At 43.7% G+C, this 26,313-nt stretch carries 27 protein-coding genes; 5 read left to right on the top strand and 22 right to left on the bottom strand.

Going from position 1 to position 26,313, the window contains the following annotated elements; all coding sequences use genetic code 11:
- Positions 1-127: 127 nt before the first annotated feature.
- A complete protein-coding gene (locus B3014_RS07380; RefSeq protein WP_289243373.1) occupies positions 128-784 on the top strand; it encodes a class I SAM-dependent methyltransferase in 657 nt (218 codons plus the stop codon).
- Between the two features lie 8 nt (positions 785-792).
- Here the strand turns inward: B3014_RS07380 and B3014_RS07375 are convergent, their stop codons facing one another.
- From B3014_RS07375 to B3014_RS07345, 7 genes are all read right to left on the bottom strand, one after another.
- Positions 793-1,257, bottom strand: a complete 465-nt coding sequence (locus tag B3014_RS07375; protein WP_289243372.1) for a hypothetical protein — start codon at positions 1,255-1,257, stop codon at positions 793-795.
- A gap of 295 nt (positions 1,258-1,552) precedes the next feature.
- Positions 1,553-2,560 (bottom strand): MDR family oxidoreductase, encoded by a 1,008-nt coding sequence (locus B3014_RS07370; RefSeq protein ID WP_289243371.1) that lies wholly within the window; start codon positions 2,558-2,560, stop codon positions 1,553-1,555.
- A 265-nt stretch (positions 2,561-2,825) separates the two neighbouring features.
- Positions 2,826-3,299, bottom strand: a complete 474-nt coding sequence (locus B3014_RS07365) for a DUF2846 domain-containing protein (protein WP_289243370.1) — start codon at positions 3,297-3,299, stop codon at positions 2,826-2,828.
- A gap of 120 nt (positions 3,300-3,419) precedes the next feature.
- A complete protein-coding gene (locus B3014_RS07360; RefSeq protein ID WP_289243369.1) occupies positions 3,420-3,881 on the bottom strand; it encodes a hypothetical protein in 462 nt (153 codons plus the stop codon).
- Between the two features lie 64 nt (positions 3,882-3,945).
- Positions 3,946-4,833, bottom strand: a complete 888-nt coding sequence (locus B3014_RS07355) for a hypothetical protein (protein WP_289243368.1) — start codon at positions 4,831-4,833, stop codon at positions 3,946-3,948.
- 265 nt (positions 4,834-5,098) lie between these two features.
- Positions 5,099-7,558 (bottom strand): ABC transporter permease, encoded by a 2,460-nt coding sequence (locus B3014_RS07350; protein WP_289243367.1) that lies wholly within the window; start codon positions 7,556-7,558, stop codon positions 5,099-5,101.
- The gene (locus tag B3014_RS07345; protein ID WP_289243366.1) at positions 7,558-8,238 is read right to left on the bottom strand and encodes an ABC transporter ATP-binding protein; all 681 of its coding nucleotides are present in this window, start codon (positions 8,236-8,238) and stop codon (positions 7,558-7,560) included. Before B3014_RS07345 ends, B3014_RS07350 begins: the two co-directional genes overlap by 1 nt.
- Positions 8,239-8,261: 23 nt before the next feature.
- Between B3014_RS07345 and B3014_RS07340 the strand changes: the two genes are divergently transcribed.
- A complete protein-coding gene (locus tag B3014_RS07340; RefSeq protein ID WP_289243365.1) occupies positions 8,262-8,882 on the top strand; it encodes an arylesterase in 621 nt (206 codons plus the stop codon).
- Between the two features lie 37 nt (positions 8,883-8,919).
- Here B3014_RS07340 and B3014_RS07335 read toward each other — a convergent pair whose 3' ends face one another.
- From B3014_RS07335 to B3014_RS07275, 13 genes are all read right to left on the bottom strand, one after another.
- The gene (locus B3014_RS07335; RefSeq protein WP_289286934.1) at positions 8,920-9,282 is read right to left on the bottom strand and encodes a hypothetical protein; all 363 of its coding nucleotides are present in this window, start codon (positions 9,280-9,282) and stop codon (positions 8,920-8,922) included.
- Positions 9,283-9,308: 26 nt separating this feature from the next.
- Entirely contained in the window at positions 9,309-12,017 is a 2,709-nt protein-coding gene (locus B3014_RS07330) for a cation-transporting P-type ATPase (protein WP_289243363.1), read from the bottom strand.
- A gap of 132 nt (positions 12,018-12,149) precedes the next feature.
- A complete protein-coding gene (locus B3014_RS07325) occupies positions 12,150-13,064 on the bottom strand; it encodes an urease accessory protein UreD (RefSeq protein ID WP_286304134.1) in 915 nt (304 codons plus the stop codon).
- Positions 13,065-13,072: 8 nt separating this feature from the next.
- Entirely contained in the window at positions 13,073-13,720 is a 648-nt protein-coding gene (gene ureG, locus B3014_RS07320) for an urease accessory protein UreG (protein ID WP_289243362.1), read from the bottom strand.
- A complete protein-coding gene (gene ureC, locus B3014_RS07315) occupies positions 13,717-15,429 on the bottom strand; it encodes an urease subunit alpha (RefSeq protein WP_289243361.1) in 1,713 nt (570 codons plus the stop codon). The genes ureG and ureC overlap by 4 nt, the downstream gene beginning before the upstream one ends.
- A gap of 2 nt (positions 15,430-15,431) precedes the next feature.
- Entirely contained in the window at positions 15,432-16,127 is a 696-nt protein-coding gene (locus tag B3014_RS07310) for an urease subunit beta (protein WP_289243360.1), read from the bottom strand.
- A 17-nt stretch (positions 16,128-16,144) separates the two neighbouring features.
- On the bottom strand, positions 16,145-16,852 hold the full coding sequence (locus B3014_RS07305; protein ID WP_289243359.1) for an urease accessory protein UreF: 708 nt from the start codon (positions 16,850-16,852) through the stop codon (positions 16,145-16,147).
- Positions 16,849-17,295: an urease accessory protein UreE gene (ureE, locus tag B3014_RS07300; protein ID WP_289243358.1), complete on the bottom strand. Its 447-nt coding sequence runs from the start codon at positions 17,293-17,295 to the stop codon at positions 16,849-16,851. The genes B3014_RS07305 and ureE overlap by 4 nt, the downstream gene beginning before the upstream one ends.
- Before the next feature lie 21 nt (positions 17,296-17,316).
- On the bottom strand, positions 17,317-18,012 hold the full coding sequence (gene urtE / locus B3014_RS07295; protein WP_289243357.1) for an urea ABC transporter ATP-binding subunit UrtE: 696 nt from the start codon (positions 18,010-18,012) through the stop codon (positions 17,317-17,319).
- Positions 18,012-18,767: an urea ABC transporter ATP-binding protein UrtD gene (gene urtD, locus B3014_RS07290; protein WP_289243356.1), complete on the bottom strand. Its 756-nt coding sequence runs from the start codon at positions 18,765-18,767 to the stop codon at positions 18,012-18,014. The genes urtE and urtD overlap by 1 nt, the downstream gene beginning before the upstream one ends.
- Complete coding sequence (gene urtC / locus B3014_RS07285; RefSeq protein WP_289243355.1) at positions 18,767-19,873, bottom strand: urea ABC transporter permease subunit UrtC; 1,107 nt, start codon at positions 19,871-19,873, stop codon at positions 18,767-18,769. The genes urtD and urtC overlap by 1 nt, the downstream gene beginning before the upstream one ends.
- On the bottom strand, positions 19,873-20,766 hold the full coding sequence (gene urtB / locus B3014_RS07280) for an urea ABC transporter permease subunit UrtB (RefSeq protein WP_289243354.1): 894 nt from the start codon (positions 20,764-20,766) through the stop codon (positions 19,873-19,875). The genes urtC and urtB overlap by 1 nt, the downstream gene beginning before the upstream one ends.
- Before the next feature lie 63 nt (positions 20,767-20,829).
- On the bottom strand, positions 20,830-22,062 hold the full coding sequence (locus tag B3014_RS07275) for a transporter substrate-binding domain-containing protein (RefSeq protein ID WP_289243353.1): 1,233 nt from the start codon (positions 22,060-22,062) through the stop codon (positions 20,830-20,832).
- Between the two features lie 513 nt (positions 22,063-22,575).
- Here B3014_RS07275 and B3014_RS07270 point away from each other — a divergent pair.
- The 3 genes from B3014_RS07270 (at position 22,576) to B3014_RS07260 (ending at position 25,092) form a co-directional block, all read left to right on the top strand.
- The gene (locus B3014_RS07270) at positions 22,576-23,727 is read left to right on the top strand and encodes a transporter substrate-binding domain-containing protein (protein WP_289243352.1); all 1,152 of its coding nucleotides are present in this window, start codon (positions 22,576-22,578) and stop codon (positions 23,725-23,727) included.
- The gene (locus B3014_RS07265) at positions 23,724-24,356 is read left to right on the top strand and encodes an ANTAR domain-containing response regulator (protein WP_289243351.1); all 633 of its coding nucleotides are present in this window, start codon (positions 23,724-23,726) and stop codon (positions 24,354-24,356) included. The genes B3014_RS07270 and B3014_RS07265 overlap by 4 nt, the downstream gene beginning before the upstream one ends.
- A 64-nt stretch (positions 24,357-24,420) precedes the next feature.
- Positions 24,421-25,092, top strand: a complete 672-nt coding sequence (locus tag B3014_RS07260; protein ID WP_289243350.1) for a sulfite exporter TauE/SafE family protein — start codon at positions 24,421-24,423, stop codon at positions 25,090-25,092.
- A 60-nt stretch (positions 25,093-25,152) separates the two neighbouring features.
- Here the strand turns inward: B3014_RS07260 and B3014_RS07255 are convergent, their stop codons facing one another.
- Together B3014_RS07255 and B3014_RS07250 are read right to left on the bottom strand one after the other, a co-directional pair.
- Entirely contained in the window at positions 25,153-25,695 is a 543-nt protein-coding gene (locus B3014_RS07255) for a cytochrome b (protein ID WP_286304119.1), read from the bottom strand.
- A 38-nt stretch (positions 25,696-25,733) separates the two neighbouring features.
- On the bottom strand, positions 25,734-26,285 hold the full coding sequence (locus B3014_RS07250) for a hypothetical protein (protein ID WP_286304118.1): 552 nt from the start codon (positions 26,283-26,285) through the stop codon (positions 25,734-25,736).
- Positions 26,286-26,313: the final 28 nt, after the last annotated feature.

Here is a 26,313-nt window from a genome sequence, read left to right as displayed (position 1 = left end):
AAAATCGCTAGATCACTGAATTAAAATAAGAAACTTGCAGTTACCGGAAAATACTATATTCTGAGTCATTCTCGTTTTGTCATTTATCACACATAACTGACCAAGCACCCATTGCTTTTCAGGATAAATGATGACCAAGCCTATTCGTGTTCGTTACCAGACCATTGAGGTCGGTGATATGGATATCCACCTTTGTACACTTCGGGATAAACAGCAGTTTAGTGATCCAGAAGGTGAAGCCAATGACATGGGCATATCTTCAGCTACCTGGCCTTTGTTTGGTGTTGTCTGGCCTTCGAGCATAGTGCTTGCCAATCATATGCTGAACTACGACATTAAAAATAAACGTATTCTTGAGATTGGCTGCGGTATGGCATTATCAAGTTTATTACTCAATGAACGCCTGGCGGATATCACCGCCACTGACTACCACCCGCAAGTCAGTCACTTTCTTGATCGCAATACAGAACTAAACAGTGGTAAAAGCATCGCTTTCGAACAAGTCGACTGGGCAAATGACACCAGTCAGCTTGGCAAGTTTGATTTAATTATCGGTAGCGATCTGCTTTATGAAGATGAACACGTTCTGCTTTTAGCCAGCTTTATTCATAACCATGCAAATCAGCACTGTGATGTTATTTTGGTAGATCCCGACAGAGGCCGGAAAAACAAACTCGATCGTGAAATGATGGCTTATGGTTTCACCAGCGATTACATAAAGCCTGAACACACAGACTATCTCAGCGAGAAATATAAAGGTTCTATCTTACGATTCTCACGTTAGACACCGCTTTATTGTGGCACCACACCGGCGACTTTTAGCTTACCTCTTCTCACCTTATTCATCGCAATGGTTGATGAAATCAGTAGTGGCGTCACCACCAGCAATGAAGGCACAATCGCGATGCGTATAAACGCGATCATCATGATGGAACGTAATTGTGTGTCATGTTGAAATGACGCCATCAGACCACACACCAAACCGATAGAAATTGAAATACAGTAGGCAATTAAAACAATACGACAGCGTTTCCACACGATATACCAGTGAGCATTAATCAGCGGTGTTTGATGAACATGTTTCGACCGATACCAAATATAAAAAATGACCGATAAGGAACAGACACTGGCTATGGGTAGCAATAAAAATTCCATTCCCAGTAACAACGAACCTATTGGGATAAGCAGATTAAAAACCAACAGGTTAAAGACTAATAATTGATGAGGGATAACAGCCCGTTGTTGTTCAGTAAGCATAGAAATACCTCCAATGTATTACAAATATTTAAACTGCTTGCGCATCACTAATCTAGCTAAGTGTAGCGTTATCTCATTAAAATTTGTTGACGATGTTAGCCATAAATACATTGACGCATTTATGACTACAAACGAGGCATCACTGCTTAATAACCGACATTGGAGTTAATTAGAAAACGACCTCATTTCGCTATGAAATTCGGTTTATCCTGGCCTGGAAACACTGAGCTTAACGGCGGCTAACAGCCTGGCTGTTAGCATTTGGTATCACCGTTTATTGCATGCATCATCGCATTCACAAGCTCATATCCACCACGATTCTGCCACGAATTTTTCCGGCAAGAATCTGCTGAGCAGCATCGGGGACCGCATCAAGCGGAATCACTTGAATCAGTTGTTCCAAGGTCTTCAGATCGATGTCTTCTGACATGCGACTCCACGCTCTTTTCCGCAACCAAGACGGACACATTACGGAATCAATGCCTAACAAGTTCACACCACGCAGTATGAATGGCAGCACGGTACTCGGCAGACTGGCCCCACCGGCTAAACCACAGGCGGCAACGCTGCCCCGGTACTGAGTTTGACGAAGAATACTAGCGAGGGTTTCACCACCCACTGAATCAATCGCACCAGCCCAACGTTCAGAGTCCAGAGGTCTGCCACTCGGCGACGATAATTCTTCTCTGTGAATGATCTCAGACGCACCAAGACGCTTTAGATAGTCTCCCTGTTCTTCGATTCTGCCAGTCGATGCGACAACGTTATACTGGCGTTTAGCGAGTAACGAAATAGCGATGGACCCCACCCCGCCAGAGGCACCTGTCACTAATACTGGTCCAGAGTCGGGAAGTACATTGTGATCTTCAAGCGACAATGTCGCTAGCATGGCCGTAAAACCAGCGGTACCTAAAGCCATGCAATGCATGGCGCTGAGTCCTTCAGGTATTAACTCTGCCCATTCGGGCTTAACCTTGGCAAATCCGGCATAGCCACCGGAAACCTGCTCACCCACACCCCATCCAGTGACAAAAACCTGGTCACCCGCTTTGAATTTTGTGCTCTCACCGGCGTCTTCCACCACACCAGCCAGATCGATTCCTGGAACGATAGGAAACGACCTCAACACCTTGCCTTTGCCTGTAACAGCAAGCCCATCTTTGTAATTCAAACTGGAATGGGTAACGCGAATTAGAAGATCCCCACCTTGATTCGGTAAAGCATCCACGTTTTCCAGTTTGGTAAGCTTTGCTTGAGACTCCTTATCCTCTACTAGCAAGGCTGAAAATGTGTTTTTAGACATTAGCGACAACTCTCTTTCTCTTGTTTATTGTGTTAAGTGGTGTGTTTAATTAGCCAACTATATAAAAGGCTGGCTTAGGCGCCTGCGGCTGCTATCAGTCCTGAAAACAAAGGGTAATCAAGGAGTCAGGCACTGACGGCTCCCTTGCTGAAGTTAAATCAAACAGTCTGACCTTATTGATTTTTTTATTAACTATTTCGTGGGGATTGGTCAGAGTCTGCCCCCATTGGTCGCCACTTATTGGCAATCCCTTTTGACTTTATTGTTATGGCCACACATTAGTAAACTTTAATTGTGACATTTCACGAATAGCGAATTGTTCTGTGACCTGATTAAGGTTACTCCCCATAGACACAGTTACAAACTGTCCAAGTGCAGCTATATCATCTACATTTGCTGTAAGCCTGTAGAAGTATCTATTACCTTCTTTAATTTTTACTACGAAATCTATGTTGCCAGCAGACCAGTTAGCATTGTTTGATAATTGAAATTTGTGTTCACCTGGGAGTAATTCATAAATCATATAGCTTCCATTGCGAACCCCTTCTGCTTTTTCATCGTCAATTTTTATTGTTGGTATAGCTCCTCCCATTACAAAGCTAGAAGGACGATATATATATACTTGACCAGTATTTGGCTTTATATCGTGTAAACCATTAAAGGGGCTCCCCTTAGAGCCACCAAAACTTGAGCAGCCTGATATGTAAAAAATGAATATAAGTAATATTAATTTCTTCATTATGATTCCATAATTAAGCCATAGCACCCGCAGTAGATGTGGCTTTGGGCAATCAAGGGGGCAGGCACTGACGGCTCTCTTGATAAAGTTAAATCAAACACTCTGATCCTATTGATTTGGTTATATACTTCTGTAATTAGCAATAAAGTCATCCCACAATGCTACGCATTCATTTGCCAAATCCAGTGCATCAATAGTTTGTTTATTGCTCATAATCCGATATTTACATTTCATAACGCTAAGATCATCACCGTACGTTGACGTATATCTTTCTCGGCCGCTCACGTGCGGTTGGTCTTCAGTACGCTTTGTTCGTATAAGCCGACAATGTTTTGAGCCATTTGCTAAATCAGCGCATACACTTAAAGCTCTATTATTATTTATGTATTCGTCTACTTCTGCCGCACCGATGCCAAGCTTGTTAAGGTGGATTATCCAGTCTCGAACATGGTAACAATGAATGAAGAATGATATGACGTCATCGTCATAATATTCCTTATTATCACTTGGCAATAATGGAACTCCTTTATATATTGCTTCAACTCTTTCTAGATATCTTTTTACAATCTCAAGTTGTTCCAAGATTTAATCCCCTGACACATAACGCCCAAATCATGTGCGCGTGGGCGTCACCTGGATTTGCTTGTTAAGCGCCTACTCTTGCCTTATTTCTGAGAGATGTTTTGAGGGAATCTGGAAGTACAACATCACTTTCAATGATATCTATTGCACTTTCTACCCACTTAACATCATCATCTTTGTATTGCTCAAGTTCTCTGTATGTGTCTGTAGTCAAGACTGTGCAGAGTTGTTCTTTGACTGTGCCTGCACTTTCATGAATTGAGTATAAATTAATAAAGTTATTGATGGCATTTATTCGTTCTGATTGAAAATGGTTGTTCACCAATACAATATCTTCGGCATGAACTTCTTGCTGCCTATCTCGTACCCATTGATAGAAATCTATAATTTGTGAATGATATTCTTTAATAGTGTCTTTTAGATCAATACTTTCACCTTGTTCTCTGATGAATTTTTTGGGTAACGATTTAATGCTGCTTGACTTTAATAATTCAGAAGAGTCAATGCTGACTTTGAAAATAAAGCCTTCATCAGATTGAGAGTCAAAACTCATTGATGTGCCAATTGATGGAAGTTTTTCGTGCTGGCAGTAAGTTCTTAAAAATTCAACAAACTTACTTAATGGGTTTTCTTCAAACCGATTTTTAACCTCAGTTTCATAGTCATCAAATTTCGGGGCATTTTCTTTATAAACCCTTCTATACAGCACTCTTGAGTGATCAACTAACGATTTTGCTGCACAAACATAATTGTGTAGCTTAAAGCCGAGATGAGTTAACACCTCATTTAGTTTCCAGCGGTTCACTACTGCAAACAATTCAAGACCAACCCTCTCATTACACATAAAGTCAATTACAGATAAAAGCTCTTGGTAATTGCTTTCAAAGAGCCTTAATGAATAATCAAAATGCTCTAAAAGATCGATTCTGCTCTTTGCTACTTCGAGGCTCATTGTTTCTCCTAGCGCTTAACAGTATGTTTTATGAGGCCACCGGCCCCATAAAACATATTAAACAGGCCGCCTTATAATTCCTTTTCAATGACTTTAACATATTGATTATTAATAGAAGTAATTTCTTATCCATGGAATTATAAGGCCAGAGTCTTGAACTGATGATGAAAAAATAGAGCCAGTCCTTAGATATCTTCAGATAATGATTTATACGGATGAACTCGTTATTGTCGCTATCACAAATCTAACTTTGCTTAGGTCTTAATTACACTTCCCGTAATAAATGCATCGGTGGCACGCTGGATACTTTTCTGCTGGCAAATAAACCGATTGCGGAAATAACGACTACACCAATTAGTGGTCCTAAACTCCACAACAAAGGATGCCAACTTGCTTCTGCTTTAAAGACAAATACCTGTAAACCATACAGGCAGGCTTCGGCTCCAGCGGCAGCAATCAGTCCTGAGAATAATCCCAGTGCGCCGAACTCGACAAATAAGGCTTGTTGTACCAAAGATTTTTTAGCACCCAGCACACGTAATAAAGCCCCCTCTTCCAGACGCTCTTCTAGTGTTGAGCGAACACTCGCCAGTAATACCAACGCACCGGCACTTAATATGCACAGCAACACTAGCTGAATAGCTTGTGACAATTGTCCTATTACCGTTTGCACTTGTTTTAATAAATCACCGACATTCAACATCGAGACTGTAGGAAACTGTGACATGGCTTTATAAAAAGGTTGTGCATTTTGCTGGCTGATAAACACACTGCTGACAAAGTTAGCGGGATAGTCTGCTAGAGCTTGTTTTGGCAAAATCAAATAGAAATTTGGCTGCATTGAACCCCAGTCGACCTCTCGTACTGAGGTGATAGGTAAAGTAATCTCATTGCCACCAATATTAATGGTGAGTTTGTCGCCCATATTCAAATTCGCTTCTTGCATCACCCGTTGCTCGATAGAGAGTCCATCGGCATTAAAGTCACCCTCAAGCAACTTGCTACCCTTACCTATTTCCTCAGACCAGGTCAGGTTTAACTCACGTTCAAACAGTTCCGGCTCAGGTTTATCTTCAGGGTAAAGCGTTTGCACCGCTGTATCATTGATAGTGGTGACACGACCGCGAATCATGGGGTACCAGTTTGAACGTTTAATATTCAATGAATCAGTGACCTTATCTATCTGCTCAATCTGATCGGCCTGAACATTAAACAAATAGTGATTAGGTGCATCTGCCGGCAACTGCTGTTGCCAGTCTGAAATCAGGTTCGATTTCACTCCAACTAATATCAGCCCCAGCATAATGATCAGCGTAAACACTAATAACTGAAATAAGTTGGGCAACAATCGACGATATAAAGCAGCAAAGCCTATCTGCCAGCCACTGGTAGCGCCGGAGGTGAGTGAACGGCCGAAGCTAAATACGCTATAACCCAGTAAGGCAACTAAAACGCCAATGCCGACAATGGCTAACATCATAATGCTCGGTAGAATTAAGCCGCCTGTATACAGGCACATCAAACCAAACATACCGACAAAACCAATGCCATAAATAATGACCGTGTTTTGTTCTACTTTAAAACCTGGCTGCAACACCGACATCGGTGACACCTTAATCAGACGCTGCATCAATGGAAAACAAAATGCCAGCATAGAAACCAGCCCTGTCGCCACACCCAGCCATAAGCGACTTAATGAAGGCTCGGGCAAAGCGGTCGACATTAGCCCCGCCAGCATGGATGAAATAATCAGTTGCCCTGCCCACCCAGCTGCCAGACCAATACCTGCCCCTATTACAAACAGGGCGATAAACTGAATAAGGAATACCTGCACTAGCTTTTTCGGTGTCGCGCCTAGTGTTTTTAACACGGCGACCTGCATCAAATGGCGTTTTACAAACCGAGATGAAGCTAAGGCCATAGCAATCCCAGACAGAATAACCGCGAGTGTTCCAGCTAATAATAAAAAGGATTGTGCTTTACCAATAGTGTCACCGATACGCTCGCCTTTTTGTGTCGGCGTACGCCAGCGTTGACCATCATTAAGCTGTGGCGTTACCCATGATTCATATTGATCTAGTAAGTCCTTATCACCAGCCAGTAACAGGCTGTAACGTACCCGACTGCCAGGAATAATGACTTGTGTTGCTGCCAGATCGGCCATATTAATCACCGCACGAGGTGATATAGCAAACGCCGAACTACTGGCATTGGGGTCTCTGACCAGAAAGTGACTGACGGTTAAGCTTGTCTCGCCCACCTCAATCTGGTCACCAATCTTGACGCCTAATAAACTAGCGAGGCGTGAAGACAGCCATATTTTCCCCGGCTGTGGAGGCTGAGTATATTCATACCCGGTACCGAACAAAGTATCGTCAACCAGATAAACACCTTTGAGAGGATAAAGTGCTGTTACCGCACTGACCTGACTAAGTTGTAAATTATCACCAGCAAATATCATGGTACGGAATGAGGTACGTTGCGCCTGTTTCAGCCCCAGCTCATCGGCTTTTGTTTGCCAGTTGTCAGGTATCGCATCATCAGAGCTAATCAAGCGATCTGCCGCCATTAAATTGGCTGACTCGCTTTCAAATGACAGTTGTAGGCGATCAATAAATAAACTAATCGCAGTGACGGTGCTGACGGAAATAATCAACGCAAAAATCAACGTTAGAATGTCGCCACTACGGATATCACGCAGCAGTAATCGTAAGGCAAATTGCATTAGTTTTTTTCCACCAGCTGACCCGCAGACATCACGAGTTGACGATCACATTTTTCTGCCAGATGGTTATCGTGCGTCACCATCACCAGTGTCGTACCCTGCTCTTTATTCATCTCAAAAAGCTGCTCGATAATAATGCGACCATTACCCTCATCCAAATTGCCGGTAGGTTCATCGGCAAACAGAATTTTCGGGCTGGATGCAAAAGCTCTGGCAATGGCAACACGTTGTTGCTCACCACCGGATAACTGGTTTGGGTAGTGCGTTAAACGATGCGATAGCCCTACTTTTTCCAATAAGGTTTCTGCCTTTTGACGAGCGTCTTTATCGCCTTTTAACTCCGCTGGTAACATCACATTTTCAACCGCCTGCAAACTCGGTAACAAGTGGAACGATTGGAAGATAAAGCCAACATATTGCCCACGAAGTAAGGCTCGTTGTTCTTCATCCATGGCTGAGAAAGCATGATCATAAAGATAAATCTCACCCGATGTATTCACATCTAGACCTGCCAGTAAGCCCAGTAAGGTCGACTTACCGGATCCAGACGCCCCCACTATGGCGACAGACTCACCTTCCTGAATATCTAAACTAATTCCTTTCAAAATGGTCAAATCGCCTGTATTCGCCGAGACCGTATGGGTTAAATTGCTTACTTTGATTGCAGTTGTAACTGCCATGTTTTTCACTCTTGAAGGTTTGTATGTTTTTTAAAAGACAATATTGGCTCGTATTACTCATCAGTTTATTGGTGAGTAACCTTGCTTCAGCATCGACATTGCTAGTTATGGGAGACAGCCTGAGTGCTGCCTACAACCTACGACCAGAATTAGGTTGGGTTAGTTTACTGGAAAATCAATTATCTGAATCGAATCCAGAGATTAAGGTCGTCAATGCCAGTGTCAGTGGTGAAACCACCCAAGGCGGTTTATCCCGTTTTAAACAACTGCTGTCAGAACACAAACCGAGTTGGATTATTTTAGAACTGGGTGCCAATGATGCTTTACGTGGTTATCCACTAACTCAAACCAAGAGCAATCTTGAAACCATGATAAAAGCGGCACATGAGACTGATGCCAAAGTGCTACTGTTGGGCAACCAGATTCCACAAAACTACGGCAAACGCTACACAGAAATGTTTTTTAATTTATACAAAGAATTAGCCGAAGAATATCAACTGGCTTATGTGCCCTTTATGCTGAAAGGTGTCGCCCTTAACAAAGCTTTGATGCAGGCTGATGGCTTGCATCCCAATAAGGACGGTCAGCCTGTCATTCTAAACACTGTTTTTCCTGAGTTAGAACCTTTACTAGAGCAGCGATAGATAAAATCGAGCGAATGAAATTCAGACGTTATAAAAGCTAATCGCCATATCGATGCCAGGATTCATAAGGAATATTATGCTCTTCCAAAAAAGACAACAGACCGGCTGATTTTTCATCGTTAAAATGCGTTTCAATCAAGTTGATGATATATCCATCCTCACCTAGTGCTTTTTGTATGATCGGCACATGCTCAGCTTTTATAGTCCATCGCCATTCATACTCGGAGGAGCCAAAAAACTCTTTAACAACAGGCCCTATATCTTGTCCTTCAAAAACCAGATCGCCATTGTGCAGAGTTTCAGCACTCAGAAACCGCAGCCCGCGCCTGTCTCGTTCGTCTCGAAGAACGGTTTTCTTTTTATTCGTTGCTCCACACATTGATTTCTCTTGAACTTCCACTTTAATTAATTAGCACGCATACTCACTTATACTCTGGCACGTCGCACAAAAAGACGCAGCTGCTTTTCCATTTCAATCATGATAAATAACATCACACCAATACCGATCACCAGAACGCCATCCCAAAAAGGAATGCTTTCGGTACCAAAAATAGTCTGAAGCCACGGATGATAGGTAATAGCAAACTGGGCACAACTAATCACAAAAACCACTCGCCAAATGACTTTTGTGCCACAGATAGCTTTCCAGGTGATCGATGTACCGTGAATATTCCGAATAAAAAACAAGTGGAAAATTTCCATTACAACTAGCGTATTGACGGCCAGTGTTCGGGCCAGTTCAACCGAATATCCCTGACTGATAGCATAGTGATAAATCCCGTAAACACCACCCAAGAAAAGCAAAGAGACCAAGACAATATGCCACAACAACTCGGTGCTTAATAATGACTCATTTCGTGAGCGTGGAGGTCGGCGCATAGTATTTTCTTCTGTCGGTTCAAAAGCCAGAGCAATACCTAAAGTCACTGCTGTGATCAGATTAATCCAGAGAATCTGAACCGGTGTAATAGGCAAAGTCATACCAAACAGCAAAGCGACAATGATCGTCATGGCTTCACCGGCATTAGTGGGTAAAGTCCAGCTGATGATCTTTTTCAAGTTGTCATAGACCGTTCGCCCTTCACGGACCGCTGACACAATGGTGGCAAAATTATCGTCTGCCAGTACCAGTTCAGCCGCTTCTTTTGCTGCTTCAGAACCTTTTAGGCCCATGGCAATACCGGCATCTGCACGTTTAAGTGCAGGGGCATCATTCACACCATCACCAGTCATGGCGACAGTCAATTCATGAGCTTGCATCGCTGTAACAAGTCTTAATTTATGTTCAGGACTGGTACGGGCAAAAATATCGCAATCAATCACATTGGCTTTTAACTGCTGCTCATCCATGCCATCAATATCTCGTCCTGACAGCACTTTATCTGAATTCTTAAGGCCAATTTGTTTACCTATTGCAGCAGCGGTTTCGGCATGATCGCCCGTAATCATTTTCACTCGAATACCCGCCTGGTGACACTCAGCCACAGCGCTTATGGCTTCCGATCTAGGAGGATCAATCATGCCGACCAGTCCTAACATAATCAGCGACTCGTTTAGATCATCCTGCTCCAAAACAGTATAGTCAGTCTTAACCGGTTTAATGGCAAACGCCAGCACGCGTTGGCCTTTTGCTGCAATAGTCAGCATTTGTTGCTGCCAATGGGACATATCTAGTGGTTCGACTTTGCCATCATTGCTGCGCTGGCTACCACACATTTCTAATAAGCGCTCCGGCGCACCTTTAACAAAAATACAGGCATGATGTTGATGGTCATGACTTAGCGTTGCCATGAAACGGTGGCGGGCATCAAATGGGATCGCATCACTTCGTTTCCATACGGATTTTTCCAGCCTGACATCGAGATTCATTTTGCCAGCAAAAGACAATAAAGCGCCTTCCATGGGATCACCTTCGCTATACCAGACGCCCGACTTTTCTACTAGCGCAGCGTCATTACACAGCGCGGCCGCACGTGCCATTTCTTCTAATACACTATGCTCTGTTGGTGAAATACACCGTTCATTTAACTTCAAATCACCTTCAGGATTATAGCCCTCACCCTCTAAACTAAACGCGTGCTGAGAAGTCACAACCGTGGCCACCATCATTTCATTTCGAGTCAATGTGCCGGTTTTATCAGAACAAATCACAGACACCGAACCTAATGTTTCAATCGCGGGTAAGCGACGAACTATGGCCTGACGTCTGGCCATAGCCTGAACGCCAATGGCCAACGTAATTGTCAACACCGCTGGGAGACCTTCCGGAATAGCCGCTACAGACAACCCCACAACGGACATAAACATCACAGCAAGATCATGCTGAGTAAAGAGATAACCAAAAACCAGCAGTAGTGAGGCGAGTACCAGAATAATCAGCGTTAACCATTTAGCAAACACATTCATCTGCCTGATGAGCGGCGTTGTTAACGTCTCTACCTCTGAAAGCAAACTACTGATACGACCAATCTCAGTATTTTCACCAGTAGCAACAACAATGCCTTTCCCCTGTCCAGAAGCCACCAGTGTTCCAGAAAAGGCCATACAACTTCGGTCACCGAGCGCTGCTTGCTCTTCAACTGAACGGGTCAGTTTTTCTACCGCTACAGATTCACCTGTCAGAATTGACTCTTGTATAGATAAGCCATGGGCATCAAATAAGCGTAAGTCCGCAGGGACTTTATCGCCTGCTTCAATCAAGACAATATCACCCGGAACCAGCTCTTCACCCTCAATACTGACTCGTTCAGCACCACGAATAACATGGGCAACCGGTGCCAGCATTTGTTGGATCGCCCCCATAGCTGATTCGGCTTTACCCTCCTGAATAAAGCCAATAATCGCATTAGCCATAACAACGGCCAGGATGACACCGGTATCAATCCAATGGGCAAGAGCGGCAGTAACAACTGCAGACCCCAGCAATACATAGATAAGAATATTATGAAAATGACTGAGAAATCGGATAACAGCACTGCGTTTTTTTGCTGTTGGCAGACTGTTTTTGCCGTAATGAAAAAGCCTCTCACCCGCCTCCTGCGAATCCAGTCCTGCTGCTGAAGTATTTAATGTTTCAAATGAAGAATCGACACTCAAGGTATGCCATGCTGTAACGCTACTTTTTGATGAACTCATCTTCATAGAGCCTCACATCATCATCCATCTATCCGTAATAAGACTATACCCCGTATTTTTCTTGCCTGAAAATGATGCTCGCCAGGCAAAACGCCAGCATCGTATTGATATGACAAGGATCAATACTAAAAGCTATTTGCGTCTTAACTTAGGAATAGTACCGGTTAACTGCTCTCGCGAAATGGACCAACTCATATTCAATGCTTTTTGAAGAGCGATACCATCTTTCGCCAAAAAACGAATAATAATGCCGCTATTATTAGGTAACTCTGAAGCACCAGCATAGATATCATTAAAATGCGATAAGCCTTCCCGTATCGCTCCAAGAACACAATTTAATGACGGCGACTGGTCAATGATAAAAAGTGAACCTTGTGCACGAAAAGAATCGTGAATAGCGCAGTTATGCTGGAGTACGTCTTTTCCTTCCAGTCGGAATCGCTCCAGAACTAATAGATTCATATGCTGATCGACAACTTTTATATTGCCATCATAACCAGCAAAAGCATGTTCCCCCTGTTCGGTGACGAGTTTGTAACTGGGGTCATGCCACATAAAACTATCGGTAAACAAAATTTTTGAACCTTCTCCTAATTTAATCTGAATATTTGAGCAAAAAGCGGCACCACTAAATAACACCGTGGGATCAGGAATGTACTCACAATAACTGCCTTTTCCTAATACCAGATCAACAGACTGCCTTGCTTTAATACCTCGCGTGTTATGCACAATCGTACTGGCTTGTGTTGTCAGGTGAAGCTGTGCCTGTTCTTCCAAAAGCACATCCATACTTAAATCATCACCTCGATAAATACCACCAGAGGATGACTGCAGATACAGTGTCACCATACCCTCCGGATCTCGTTCGTAATGATAAGGCCGGGTGATATGGAAAGGATGTTCCGCATGCTGATGAGAAATAAAGGTGTTACCTGACGTATTTTTTGTAAATCTGAGTTCTGCACGCGCCTTACGTGATTGCATCGTATTGATACCCATCGGCGTGACAGCAGGATTATCGAAAGGTGAAAAATCTTCGCTTCGCATGTGTCTACCTATGACGTTGCTTTATTAAACAATAAACTGGAAACGATGTAATCAACCACTTGTTCAACGCCCTCTCCTGAGCGACTATTAATCGCCACAACGGGTCTGTTTTCACGAACATTTTTTGCTTCAGAATACATAGCGTCAAAATCGACACCGACATAGGGCGTCAGATCTTTTTTATTAATAATCAAGAGATCGCTTTGTAAAACGCCAGGCCCTTTTTTACGCGGTATATCATCACCACCAGCGACATCAATCACAAACATCCATTGATCAACCAGATCCAAAGAGAAAGTAGAAGCCAGATTATCTCCTCCACTTTCAATCAGAATTAATTCAATCTCAGGAAAGTTAATGGTCATCTGTTCAGAGGCTTCTATATTTAACGTCGGATCTTCCCGAATGACCGTGTGAGGACAAGCCCCGGCTTCAACAGCCATGACCCGTTCAGGATCGATCAAACCACTTTTTCTCAATCTCTCAGCATCTTCTTTGGTCACCAGATCATTGGTAATAATGCCAATTTCAATCTGCCGTTGCTGAAATGCTGGAATAAGCTTTTCAATTAACGCTGTTTTACCAGAACCAACCGGACCACCAATACCAACTCTGGCTGGCCCGGCTAATGAATTTAAGTCAAAAGATGTGTTCATCGCAGGATATACCTTTGTGTTAGTGGAAGTTCGCTAGAGGGTTCGCAATAAGCCAGCTCACCATTGATATGAACATCAAAAGTCTGTGGGTCAACAGACATCTCAGGACAGGCATCGTTATGTAACATGTCTTTTTTGGTGAGATTTCGAGTCCCCGTGGCCGGCAGTAAGGTTTTTTTCAACTCCAGCTTCTCAGCTAATCCTTTTTCAATCGCCAATGGATTCACAAAATTAGCACTCAGTTTTTGTTTGGCAACACCAAAAGCACCCCATTGAGGACGCATTATGATTGGTTCACAGGTCATTAATGACGCCGCACTGTCACCCATTGCACCATAAGCAATAAAACCACCTTTCACGATGATTTCAGGTTTAACCCCAAACATGGCTGGTCGCCAAAGAACAACATCCGCCATTTTGCCTGGTTCCAATGAGCCAATATGCTCAGCCACACCAAAGCTTTTCGCTGCATTAATCGTATATTTAGCGATATAGCGTTTGATGCGTTCGTTATCACCAATACGTGATTTTTCTGTCTCCAGCCTGCCGCGTTGATCTTTCATTTTGCTGGCTAATTGCCAGGTTCGGGTTATCACTTCATTAATACGTCCCATTCCCTGACTATCTGACCCGAGCATGGAGATGGCGCCAATGTCATGCAGAATATCTTCAGCAGCAATGGTTTGAGCACGAATCCGACTTTCGGCAAAGGCGACATCCTCTGGAATAGCCGGGCTAAGATGATGGCAGACCATAGTCATATCCAGATGTTCATCAAACGTATTACGGGTAAACGGATTTGTTGGGTTAGTTGATGAAGGCAAACAATTGGCCTCACCTGCAACAGAAATAATATCCGGAGCATGACCTCCGCCAGCGCCTTCAGTGTGATACATATGGATAGTTCGCCCTTTAATAGACGCCAATGTATTTTCTAAAAAGCCACTTTCATTCAAGGTATCGGTGTGGATTTGAACCTGAAAGTCCAGTTCATCAGCGACATTAAGACAGGTATCAATAACAGCAGGCATGGCGCCCCAGTCTTCATGGATTTTCAGACCAACACAACCGCCTTCAATCTGCTCATATAAAGACTCAGGTTTACATGAGTTACCTCTTCCCAGAAAACCAAAATTAACAGGGAAATCTTCGGCCGCCTGTAACATTTTTCCTACATTAAATACCCCGCCACAATCAATCCCTACGGTGATAGGTCCCAACGATCCACCGAACAAGGTGGTAATGCCTGCAGCAATGGCATGGTCACATAACTGAGCACTATCAAAATGGACGTGCACATCAATGCCACCCGGTGTGGCAATTAGCCCTTCGGCATCTCTTACTGTGGTCGATTGCCCCACTAATAAGTTGTGATCTACTCCATCCATAGTGGCTGGATTACCGGCTTTACCAATGCCCACTATCTTGCCATCTTTAATACCAACATCGCCTTTCACAATGCCAATGACAGGATCGATTACCAGAGCATTACATAACAGCATATCTAATGTACCGTCTTCACTTCCCAGCCCTGAGGTCATTCCCATGCCATCTCGCAGTGTTTTACCACCACCATGAAGGCACTCATCACCATACACGGTGAAATCGTACTCCACCTCAGCGATTAAATTGGTATCACCAAGGCGAATACCATCACCGGTGGTTGGTCCATACATTTCTGCATATTCTTTACGACTCATTATTGCCATCGTTATGCTCCTAAATAATTTTCTTGCTTGGCTTTGTTCAGTGCCGCTTGTTTCACCGCCTCATCATCAGCTAAACCATTGGTCAGTCCATTAAGGCCATACAGTGCTTTTTCGCCACCAAACTCACATAAAATGCATTCTTTTTCCTGGCCTGGCTCAAACCTTACTGCTGTGCCGGCAGGAATATCCAAACGCATTCCAAATGCGGCTTCACGATCGAATTCCAAGGCTTTATTCGCCTCAAAAAAATGGTAATGACTGCCAATCTGTACCGGTCTGTCACCGGTATTCGCCACCCGAAGAGTGCGTTTTTCACGCTTTGCATTCAGTTCAATTTCGCCTTCTGCTGGAAATAGCTCGCCAGGAATAGGGTAGTCAGGGACCTCTTGCTCTCCTGAACGGATAGGATCATGTATGGTGACTAATTTAGAACCATCTGGAAAAACACCTTCCACTTGCAATATGTGCATCATGTCACTGACCCCTGGTAACACATCATCAGTACTCAGAATGGTGCTGCCAAAACTAATCAGCTCTGCCACAGTACGACCATCCCGTGCACCTTCAAGCACTTCATTAACGATCAGTGCTGTGGCCTCTGGGTAATTCAGTTTTAACCCTCTCTCACGCCGCTCTTGTGCAAGTTTTGCTGCGGTATAGATGGTTAAACGTTCAAGTTCTGATGGAGTTAAATACATAATTTCTCCTTAAATAGTTAATTGGCAAATAGCCGTTGGTCACTGATTTCATGACGCATTGCCGCAATTTCAGTTAATGGCACATAGCTATGCATAAGTTGTTCATCTGAAACAGGCTGTTCGAGAAGTGAGGCAATAAAAGAAGACAGTTTTTGACGTATCAACTGAGCATGAATATGACCTAGTTTGCCCAGCCGCATGCAGGCACCCAGCATGTCATTGCATAAGCCATGGGCACTTGCTATCTGTGCCTGCAGCTCCGTTAATCCACAATGACGAAACATTAAACCCTGGACGACAGGAATATGTCCGGGTGCTTTTTTTTCCATAACACGTTGCCGATATTCCGCACTCAAGGGTGTGCCTAACCGTGCATGGATACCTAATAATGCAGCGCCATTCCGTTTCGATCCTGTTCTTAATCCAGCAGAAAGGCTTAAGGCTTCAACTTCATTATCAATCGCGTTGATAGCATCCAGATTCTCTGCTTGCCGATAGACATGGCATAAGGCGACACGATCCAAACTGTTCCAACGCCCCTTAAGCTGCACTGTAATCAAGTCATATATTTGTTCTGGACCTTTGATCTTATTGTCGTTGAATAAGGTCTCCAGGCCATTTGAGAAAGCAAAGCTGCCACTTGGAAATTGGCTATCTCCAAACTGCATCATGCTCAACATGGCTAATGCTGAAGAGGTCATTTCTTCTGGTACAGTCGTAGTCAAGGTTGAACGACAGTCACACGATTGGCATCAATCAGCCCGCTAAGCCTGTCGATATAACGTTGTGCAGGCCCTTCCAGAGCCACCAGCAGATCAGCACCATCAAACCGTATACGCCAGTGCAAATTACCTGCGTTGTAACCAAGCTCTAATGCGGCATCGGCACTGACAGGAGATAATCGAAGCCATTCTTCTTCATTGACCCGTATCACCACAGCCCGCTGCTCATCCATGAGCAATACCGCACCGTTATATAAGCGCTTATCACGGGATAGGGCTATCCCATATTCAGTGCCTTTATCCGTCACAACTTTCTGCCGACTACGTGCGGTATCAGCTACATTCATTCGAATGAATTCAATACGGTCATGATGTCCGTGATGATGAAGTTTCTCAGCAATGTCTTCGTCGTTCACACTGCCGATAATGTCGTTTAAGACAAGCATTTATTTATCCTCATATTCGTCTTAGATGGTCAAATACTGATTAGCCAGATCATCGGTCAGTTCATTACCGCTTCCCTGACAAACAAGGCGTCCGTTATCCAGAATAAGAAACTCATCAGAAGCCCTCTTCGCGAAACGGATATTCTGCTCGACAAGAATAATAGTTAAGTCCAGCTCCTTATTCAGTCTGAGAATGCAGTCTTCTATTTGCTCAACGATATTGGGTTGAATACCCTCGGTAGGCTCGTCCAGTAATAGCACCTGAGGATTGGTAGCTATGGCTCTGGCAATAGCTAATTGCTGCTGCTGGCCGCCAGATAACAATCCACCCGCCCTATCCAGGTTATCCATTAAATAAGGGAATAGCTCTGGCACAATATCCGGAATCTCTGCCTTACTGGATTGGTCAGCAAATCGTCCCATCAAAATATTTTCTTTCACCGAAAAGTCTGGAATGATTTCACGACCTTGAGGTACATATCCCATCCCTGAACGTGCCCGATAGAAGGTTGTCTGATCACCAAGCTCAAGCTCATTGAGTGTCAAACTCCCTGTCATGGAGCTGGTCAATCCCATCAGTGTTTTTAGCAAGGTACTCTTGCCTACCCCGTTACGGCCTAATACCGATAAAATCTTGCCCGTTTCCAGGCTGAAATTAATATCGTGCAAAATATGGCTGCCACCATAAAAACTGTTTACTGATTGCAACGTCAACATTAGTGAATGCCCCCACTTCCCAGGTAAGCATCTTTCACTGCCTGGTTATTTTCTATATCGCTGATGTGGCCTTCAGCCAAAAACTCTCCTTGATGCATCACAGTAATTTTGTCGGCAATTTCACGAACGAATGCCATATCATGCTCAACAGCAATAATCGTATGTTGGCCTTTCAGATTATTCATAATTTGAGAGGTTTTAAGTGTTTCATCCGCAGTCATACCGGCTGTGGGCTCATCAAGTAAGATCACTTGAGGCTTACGAATAATCAGCATGGCAAGTTCAAGCCATTGCGTTTCACCATGGGAGAGATTTTCGGCCAGCTCATGTGCTTTGTTTTCGAGATTAGTCATCGACATCACCTCGTTCATACGCTCATGATCAACTCGTCGTTTCATTGAGCCTAAATTGGCAAGTACTGTACTTTCCTGCATTGCTGCCACTGACAGATTCTGCAACACAGAAAGCTCTTTAAAAACGCTGGGGATCTGAAATTTACGCCCTATCCCCAAACGAGCAATTAAATGTGGTGGTTTATTGGTGATCTCCTTATCACCAAGAAAAATTCTGCCCGCCGTTGACTGGGTTTTACCGCAAATCATATCCATCAATGTCGTTTTACCCGCACCATTAGCGCCTAAAAGCACACGCATTTCACCGTGTTTTACGACCATGCTGAAATTATTTACTGCCTGGAAGCCACTGAAGTTAACTCCTAAGCCATCGATATAAAGATCACGATTTTCAGCTTTCATCAGCCTTCCCCCCGGTTTACAGTTAGTTTTCTACAAATCCCATGAGCAATACCGGCCAAGCCTTTTGGCATATACAACACCACCAAAACAAAGAATAACCCCAGAATGGCTTGCCACGATTCAACAAACAGCTCGCTTTCACTCACCGAGGCCCCTAACATCGAGATAGAAATGGCACCTATACAGGCACCTAAGATAGAAGCACGTCCACCCACTGCTGCCCAGATCACAATGGCGATACTGAAGGACAAATCCATAAATGTAGGTGATGCAAACTCTGCGGTAATGACATACAACATCCCTGCAAATCCAGAGATAGCCGCTGACACGCAGAAGAAAAAGGTCTGATACGATGCAGCATCAAAACCCAGGTATTTAGCTCGATTCTGATCGTCGCGAATAGCTTGTAATATCAAGCCTGCCCGACTATTGATTAATACTCGAGTGATAAGCAAGACAATCACTAGTGAGATGGCAACCAGGTAATAAGTACCGACCGTATAGGGATCAAACTCATAACCATTTATCTTAAACCAGGCCAGATCCGTTAAGCCGTTAAAACCGCCGGTAAAAGACTGTGCATCAACGACTAACAGGCGAGCCAATAACACCATGGCTAATGTAATAATCGAAATGAAAACACCCGCAATGCCTTTACGGAAAATGATCGTGCCTATCAGCCAGGCAACAAGGACAGGTAAGGCGATAGCCATAAAGATGCCAAAGCTTTGTGATTGAAATGGCATCCATAAGAATGAGACATCATTGATGCAGCAGAGATCAATCACCGCATCAGGCTCCGCATTCCACATCATAAAGTCAGGAATTGGTGTCTGCCCACCTTGTTCCATACTGGTGGGACTGGCTAACTTCAGACTCATGCCTAACATGTATGCCCCAGCGCCAAAGAACAGGCCCTGCCCTAAATTCAAAATGCCGGCATAGCCCCAACTCAATGAAATAGCGACACCTAACATGCCGTAAATTAAATATTTTGCTGTGCGGTTTAGCCAGAACTCATCTAAAAATAAAGGCAGAGACAGGATGATCGCGATAAATATGGCGTAAACCATTATTTTCAGGTGTGAATATGTCAATTTCATCATTAACGCCCCTTGTAGTTAAATAAGCCACGGGGACGCCAGATAATGATGGCGATAACAGCCGCAAAAACAACTGCCCTAGCAATAATATCGTTACTAAAGAAAGCAACCACGCCGTTTAACTGACCAAGAATGCCAGAGGCGACAATCGACCCCACTAAGCTGCCAACACCGCCAACAACAACCACTAAAAAGCCATCGACAACCAGTGAGCTGCCCATATCAGGCATAACGGTTTTAAACCCAGACATCATGACACCAGCGACACCAGCCAATCCGGCACCATAAGCAAAGGTTAAGGCATTCACTTTTTTGACATCGATGCCACAGGCCGCTGCCATATCAGGATTACGCATGATTGCTCTTACTTGTTGACCTATTCGGGTGCGATACATCACAAACCACGTCAACAATGCCAACAGTGCAGACACTAAAATGATAAATGTTCTATAAGGCTGAATAACAAACTCACCTACAGTAAATGACTCTGTCATGATCTCGGGCAGAGTCACAGACTGTAGCCCTGGTCCAAGGCCATCGATATGGATGCCGAAAAAAGACAAACCAAATTCAAGACGAATAGCTTGCTGTAGTAAAATAGCCACCCCCCATGTCGCCAGCAAAGTATCAAACAGCCGGTTATATAAGCGACGAATCACCAGCTTTTCAATGAGTAACCCCAAACCAGCACAGACGAGAAAAGCTAAAGGAATAGCTGCAAACAGATTAAAACCTAAATAGGTTTGAGCCAGTACGGTGGTATAGGCACCCATCATGACTAATTCACCATGAGCCATATTAATGACCCCCATCGAGCCATAGACTATGGATAAACCCAATGCGACCAATAGCAAGATAGAGCCAATACTTAGCCCAATGAATACAGTATCTAACATATTAAAATTCTCCTCTTACCGGCCTGTTCACCTTGAGGTGACAGGCCGTAAGGATATAAATAATTACAATTTAGAACTGTCCAAACCGGACACGGTGCAGAACAGATTGTCAGCTGTTTCACCGTAGGCGGAATAAGGTAATGGTTGTAATGGCACATCATATTCATCGACGATTTTGCCCTGACCATCTTCTTGCCATTGAGCAATACGAGGCGTCATCGAGTTATGAAGGTTTTCAGGACTTACTGTCATCACGCCCATAGGTCCATCTATAGATACCCCTTTTGCCGCTTCCATGATGTCTCGTGGTTTGGTTTTACCCGATTTTTCTACCGCTTTAGCCCACTCGTAAACACTCTCATATGCTGCAACCATAGTGACGTGTGTGACAGCATTCGGATCGTTAACATAAGCACGATAACGTTTGATGAAGTCGTGATTTTCTTTGGTATCAATAGCTTGGAAATAAGGGAATGAGGTATAACTACCGGCAGCATATTTACCACCTAATGCCGCCACCTCAATTTCAGAGGTCACAGTTGAGGCAATAGGAATATCTTTTTGTGAAATACCCTGGTTGAAATATTCACGATAGAAAGAAATGACAGAGTCACCTACCACGTTCGACAGCACAACATCAGCACCGCTGTCTTTGATTTTTTTGACCATTGAGCCCCATTCAGAATGGCCTAACTCCAGATATTCGTCTGCCACCCATTCAGCACCATTCTCTTCAATTAACTTTTTAGCCACTTTTGCCATTTCTTTTGGAAATAAGTAGTTAGAGCCAACAATGAAGAACTTCTTCTTACCTAACTTATTAACCAAATAAGGAATGTAATTATTCAACTGCTGGTTAGGAACAGAGCCGGTATAAATGACATTTTTTGAGCACTCATATCCTTCGTAAAAAGTAGGGTAAAACAATAGGTTTTTACGTTTTTCGATAACAGGTAGCATCGCTTTACGACTAGCTGAAGTGTAACCACCAAAGACGGTAACGACACGATCACGAATCACCAGTTTGCTTGTTTTTTCATTAAATGTTTTAGGATCACTCGCGCCATCTTCTACGATAGGTTTGATCATCTTACCGTCAACACCACCATTGGCATTGATTTCATCAATTGCCATTAAGGTGGCATCAGACAGAGACTTTTCTACAATAGACAAGCCACCCGTTAGTGAAAAAAGTACGCCCACTTTAATTTCATCGGCCGCACTCGCTTGCCCGATAAACGGTAAACTAAAGGCAACAACCGCAATAGTTGCCTTAAGATTTTTTAGTAATTTCATTAATGCTTCCCCTTAAAACGCAAAAAGGGCCCCCTAATAAATTAGGGAGCCCTTTCGCTCGAAAAATAACATGACATTTAGAGACAGATAATCACACTCCGCTTTTGGAGATTCTGGATGATGAATATATAACTGAACGCGCTTTTGCGGGCAGTTATCTCATGCAGAATAACTATCAATCCTCACTTAGGGTTTAGGCACAATTTATGCCAAAGACAAATATCACAAAATAAACAACAAGTTACAAAAATTGACTTTTATTTTTGTAAAAAGATTGTTTAATTTTGGTGCAAAGCTCATAAACATCGCACCATTTTTGCGTGTCATCCGAATCGTTTGTTTTATATTCAGAAGCGAATTGACAACAACAAAGCGGTATGGTCCACTGAAATAGACATTTAGAAACTCATTATCAATTGCTGTTTATCTACCCGAATTCTGGGTACAGATTCTGCAAAAACGCAGAATGAATAACATTTATGGCTCTATGCCTGGTATTACATGAGGTTTTTAATGTCGAATACGTACCCCGCTGAAATCCCTGTTGGTGTCATTTTTTCTCAGACAGGTGTCACAGCTAATCCAGAACAGACCATGCTCAGGGCAACCCTGCTGGCAATTGATAGGATCAATCGTCAGGGCGGCATCAATGGTCAACAACTCCATCCTATTTGTGTTGATCCCCAATCTGTTCCAGAAAATTATGGCCCACTTGCACAAAAGCTGATTGTTGAAGATAACGTCAAACTTATCTTCGGGGGCTATACATCCGCTAGCCGCAAAGCCATGCTACCGATTATCGGGCGTTACGATGTTTTACTTTTTTACCCAACGCAATATGAGGGATTTGAGTATGCACCGAATGTCGTTTATACCGGTGCGGCACCAAATCAAGGTTGTGTTCAACTTGCCCAATACATGCTTCAAAACGTCGGTAAACGCGTCTGCATGGTTGGCTCCGATTATATCTGGCCTCGTGAGATTAACCGCATCATGCGTGAACTCATCGAAACATCAGATGGTGACGTCATATCAGAAATGTTTCTGCCATTAGAAACCAACAAAGAAGCTGTCTATGAGGTTGCCAGGCGGGTCAGCTCAAAACATCCCGAGTTTGTCTTCTCTAACTTTGTCGGCAAAAGCATCGAGTATTTTTATCAAGCCATGCTGGAATTAAATGCCGATAAACCTATTCCCATTGCCAGCCTGACAACGACCGAAACAGAAATTCAGGCGATGGGAATTAAGGCAGGTTTTGGACACTACACCGCCGCGCCTTATTTCCAGTCAGTTGAAACCCCGATAAACCAGGAAATCGTCAAGGAATATAAGGCCACCTATGGTCAGGATGAGGTGACGACAATGTGCTGGGAAGCCGCCTATTTCCAAGTACATCTGGCTATCAAAGCCGTCAAACTGGCCGAGTCATTCCATGCTGATAAGGTGATGGAAAAAATAGCCGATATTCGACATTCGGCACCACAGGGTCCGGTAAAAATTGATCCTGATAATAATCATTGTTTTTTATGGTCACGCATAGGTCGAGTCAATCAAGAAGGTCAATTCGATATATTAGTGACTTCCGACACGGCGTTGAAACCTGATCCCTACTTAGTCTCATATTCGACGAGCCCTCTGGAAACAGCCAGCAGAGAGTCGTTATGAGTAAGCGCTTAACTGCTGTTCAGCAGCCTCTGGAGCTCTCCACCTTAGTTAAAAACTTACGCCAGCATGAAATCTTGCTGATCATGCCAGAAGGTGAGAATCGTAAAAAAATCGAACAACAGATCCGACGCATTGGCTTTCCACTAAAAACAGAATGGCCACCACCTGAGGACTTTTCATCCAATTATCAGGTCGTGATGCTGGGGCTTACCCCTATCATTGAGAATGATTATGACTTTCACTGGGATATCAGCAACCCACCGGCCGCTTTAGTGTTGGTGGTGGACTATGAAAACCCACTGGTTTTGCAATATTCATTAAGTTTGAATGCGCAAGCGATTATTGGTCTTCCATTTCACCCTTTGGGTGTACTCAGTAACTTACTGCTGAGTTTGCAAGAGTTTAAACAAACTCGCTCTATGGTCAAGACGATTCGTAACTTAGAATCCAAACTCAATGCCAGTCAACATATTGAAAACGCCAAGCATTTTATCAGTGAAAAACAAAATATTAGTCTTGAAGCAGCCTATAAATTATTGCGAAAACAGGCGATGGAACAACGTATGCCAGTAGGTGAGTTAGCAAAAGAAATTATTGCAAAACAGTCATTTTCCAATGAAAAAACATAAACAGCTATTAACAGGCTTCTCTTATTTCAGTTTGATTTTAGTCAAACATCATAGGTAAAAATTAATGGATATTTCTACTCTAACACTTATGTTTACCGGCCTCAGTTTAGGCATGTTACATGCCTTTGATGCGGATCATATTATGGCTGTGACCAGCCTTTCAGCGAAACGATCCTCACCTCGCCAAATAGCCTTCTTTTGTGGACGCTGGGCATTGGGCCATGGGGCAACCGTGATGATACTGGCGATTTTATTTATTGCTTTTGACTGGCATCTGAGTGAACAGGCCAGTCTCTGGGCTGAGCGATTTATTGGCGTGTTATTACTCTCTGTTGGTTTATTTTTGGCTTATCGTTTTATTCATCCGAACGCTGGATTGAAGATAACAACTCATCAGCATGCCGATGGCACCAAACATACTCATATTGTTGAAGTCTCCAAGCCTCATCGCTCTCACTTGCCGGTATCGGTTGGCATTGTGCATGGGGTTGCCGGTAGTGGTCCATTATTGGCCATTTTGCCAGCACTCATTGCCAAGTCTTCCAGTCTTGGTATTTTATATGTCGTCCTGTTTTCAATCGGGGTATTACTGAGCATGTTGTGTTTTGGTTTACTATTAGGATTTGCTCAATCACTTTTGTATGACCGAAGTGAAACGCTGTTCCGTTATGCCAAAGGGATTTTAGGACTGGCAACAGCTTTACTCGGCTTTGTCTGGCTAAAAGGGACTTTTTAACACCACAATAAAATGGGGCCAGTAAGGCCCCATTTCGTTTATTGAAATACGTTATTACTTCTACCAACGCATCATACGTCTCACAATGCCATCATTACGGAAGGCATGATAAATCGCGCCACTGACATGCACGGCAATAATGCCCAGCAGTGCCCATGCCGTCCACATATGCAGCTCACCCCAGAACTCGTTCATTTCCTCATCAGGTGCAGCAATGCGAGGGAACTCAATCGACCACCAGAACACGGTGTCCCAACGGGTATGGGCTGATGACAGATAGCCAGTCAAACAGACCGCAAGCACTAAACCATATATTGCCACATGTGCAGCAATAGCAGACCAGTGCATCCAGGGTGCCATATCCGTTGAGTCTGGTGGTGTAGGTCGGTGCCTGAGACGGACATACAGCAACATCAGAATAATGATCACTAATGTGATACCAATGTTTTTATGTAACTGAAATGGAAATGCCCGGAATTGTAATTCCGGTGAGGGCAAAGGTAAGCCCATCATCCACCAGCTTGAGATAAATAAAAAGAAAATTGAAACAGCCAGCAACCAATGCAGGATTACCGCCGTTCTACTAAAACCTTGTCTTTGCATAACAGCTTCCGTTTATATTTCGTTGCAAATGTGGGAGATTAAGCATTGGCTTCACTGTGTCTGCCAGCTAATGTACCCACGACTAACATTAAATGCAGAATGAACCAGAGCAAAATACCGCCCAGATACACTTCACGTAGCGTTGGTCCTGTATTGACTACAGCAGCAAACTGCAATAAATCAACGGCTGCGAGACCACTAAAGACGACCATCGCCGCTTTCGATGCCCATGGCGTGTAATTCACTAAGGCGCCACCGATGATGACAGAAATAAATGCCAACACAGCCCCAATACCAGCCAGTGTCATTTGCACATTCGGGAACCAGTCTGGCGCTGCTAAAGCCACGCCTTTGACATGCTCAATGAGGTATTCACATTCAGCGATGGTAATCCCCTCCTCTTCCAGCTCTTCCTCTGGACAGTCAGCTGCCGGCATCACACCATCTGCTGGCATATTGCTGGTCACCACGGCCTGTTTCATCGCCTCATTACCATGCACAGCCGTCAGAAAGACACCGAGCATAATCGCGACAACACCGAGGATACTTGCCCAGTGTGGCAGTGAAGTCTTGTTGTTTTCATTAGACATGCAACACTTTTCCTCTTGTTATAGTTAA

This window comes from Methylophaga sp. UBA678, assembly GCF_002299105.1.
In the GTDB taxonomy this organism is placed as follows: Bacteria; Pseudomonadota; Gammaproteobacteria; order Nitrosococcales; family Methylophagaceae; genus Methylophaga; species Methylophaga marina.
This window is presented reverse-complemented; position numbering and strand designations above follow the sequence as displayed.

Bases quoted from the DNA above. Each gene is read 5' to 3' on its own strand.
- urtD (WP_289243356.1), bottom strand. From the start codon at position 18,767: ATGAAAGCTGAAAATCGTGATCTTTATATCGATGGCTTAGGAGTTAAC.
- urtB (WP_289243354.1), bottom strand. From the start codon at position 20,766: ATGTTAGATACTGTATTCATTGGGCTAAGTATTGGCTCTATCTTGCTA.
- B3014_RS07330 (WP_289243363.1), bottom strand. From the start codon at position 12,017: ATGAGTTCATCAAAAAGTAGCGTTACAGCATGGCATACCTTGAGTGTC.
- B3014_RS07340 (WP_289243365.1), top strand. From the start codon at position 8,262: ATGTTTTTTAAAAGACAATATTGGCTCGTATTACTCATCAGTTTATTG.
- B3014_RS07275 (WP_289243353.1), bottom strand. From the start codon at position 22,062: ATGAAATTACTAAAAAATCTTAAGGCAACTATTGCGGTTGTTGCCTTT.
- urtE (WP_289243357.1), bottom strand. From the start codon at position 18,012: ATGTTGACGTTGCAATCAGTAAACAGTTTTTATGGTGGCAGCCATATT.
- B3014_RS07255 (WP_286304119.1), bottom strand. From the start codon at position 25,695: ATGCAAAGACAAGGTTTTAGTAGAACGGCGGTAATCCTGCATTGGTTG.
- B3014_RS07260 (WP_289243350.1), top strand. From the start codon at position 24,421: ATGGATATTTCTACTCTAACACTTATGTTTACCGGCCTCAGTTTAGGC.
- B3014_RS07380 (WP_289243373.1), top strand. From the start codon at position 128: ATGATGACCAAGCCTATTCGTGTTCGTTACCAGACCATTGAGGTCGGT.
- B3014_RS07350 (WP_289243367.1), bottom strand. From the start codon at position 7,558: ATGCAATTTGCCTTACGATTACTGCTGCGTGATATCCGTAGTGGCGAC.
- ureC (WP_289243361.1), bottom strand. From the start codon at position 15,429: ATGGCAATAATGAGTCGTAAAGAATATGCAGAAATGTATGGACCAACC.
- B3014_RS07270 (WP_289243352.1), top strand. From the start codon at position 22,576: ATGTCGAATACGTACCCCGCTGAAATCCCTGTTGGTGTCATTTTTTCT.
- B3014_RS07310 (WP_289243360.1), bottom strand. From the start codon at position 16,127: ATGTATTTAACTCCATCAGAACTTGAACGTTTAACCATCTATACCGCA.
- B3014_RS07365 (WP_289243370.1), bottom strand. From the start codon at position 3,299: ATGAAGAAATTAATATTACTTATATTCATTTTTTACATATCAGGCTGC.
- ureG (WP_289243362.1), bottom strand. From the start codon at position 13,720: ATGAACACATCTTTTGACTTAAATTCATTAGCCGGGCCAGCCAGAGTT.
- B3014_RS07265 (WP_289243351.1), top strand. From the start codon at position 23,724: ATGAGTAAGCGCTTAACTGCTGTTCAGCAGCCTCTGGAGCTCTCCACC.
- B3014_RS07325 (WP_286304134.1), bottom strand. From the start codon at position 13,064: ATGCGAAGCGAAGATTTTTCACCTTTCGATAATCCTGCTGTCACGCCG.
- urtC (WP_289243355.1), bottom strand. From the start codon at position 19,873: ATGATGAAATTGACATATTCACACCTGAAAATAATGGTTTACGCCATA.
- B3014_RS07250 (WP_286304118.1), bottom strand. From the start codon at position 26,285: ATGTCTAATGAAAACAACAAGACTTCACTGCCACACTGGGCAAGTATC.
- B3014_RS07375 (WP_289243372.1), bottom strand. From the start codon at position 1,257: ATGCTTACTGAACAACAACGGGCTGTTATCCCTCATCAATTATTAGTC.
- B3014_RS07370 (WP_289243371.1), bottom strand. From the start codon at position 2,560: ATGTCTAAAAACACATTTTCAGCCTTGCTAGTAGAGGATAAGGAGTCT.
- ureE (WP_289243358.1), bottom strand. From the start codon at position 17,295: ATGCTTGTCTTAAACGACATTATCGGCAGTGTGAACGACGAAGACATT.
- B3014_RS07355 (WP_289243368.1), bottom strand. From the start codon at position 4,833: ATGAGCCTCGAAGTAGCAAAGAGCAGAATCGATCTTTTAGAGCATTTT.
- B3014_RS07345 (WP_289243366.1), bottom strand. From the start codon at position 8,238: ATGGCAGTTACAACTGCAATCAAAGTAAGCAATTTAACCCATACGGTC.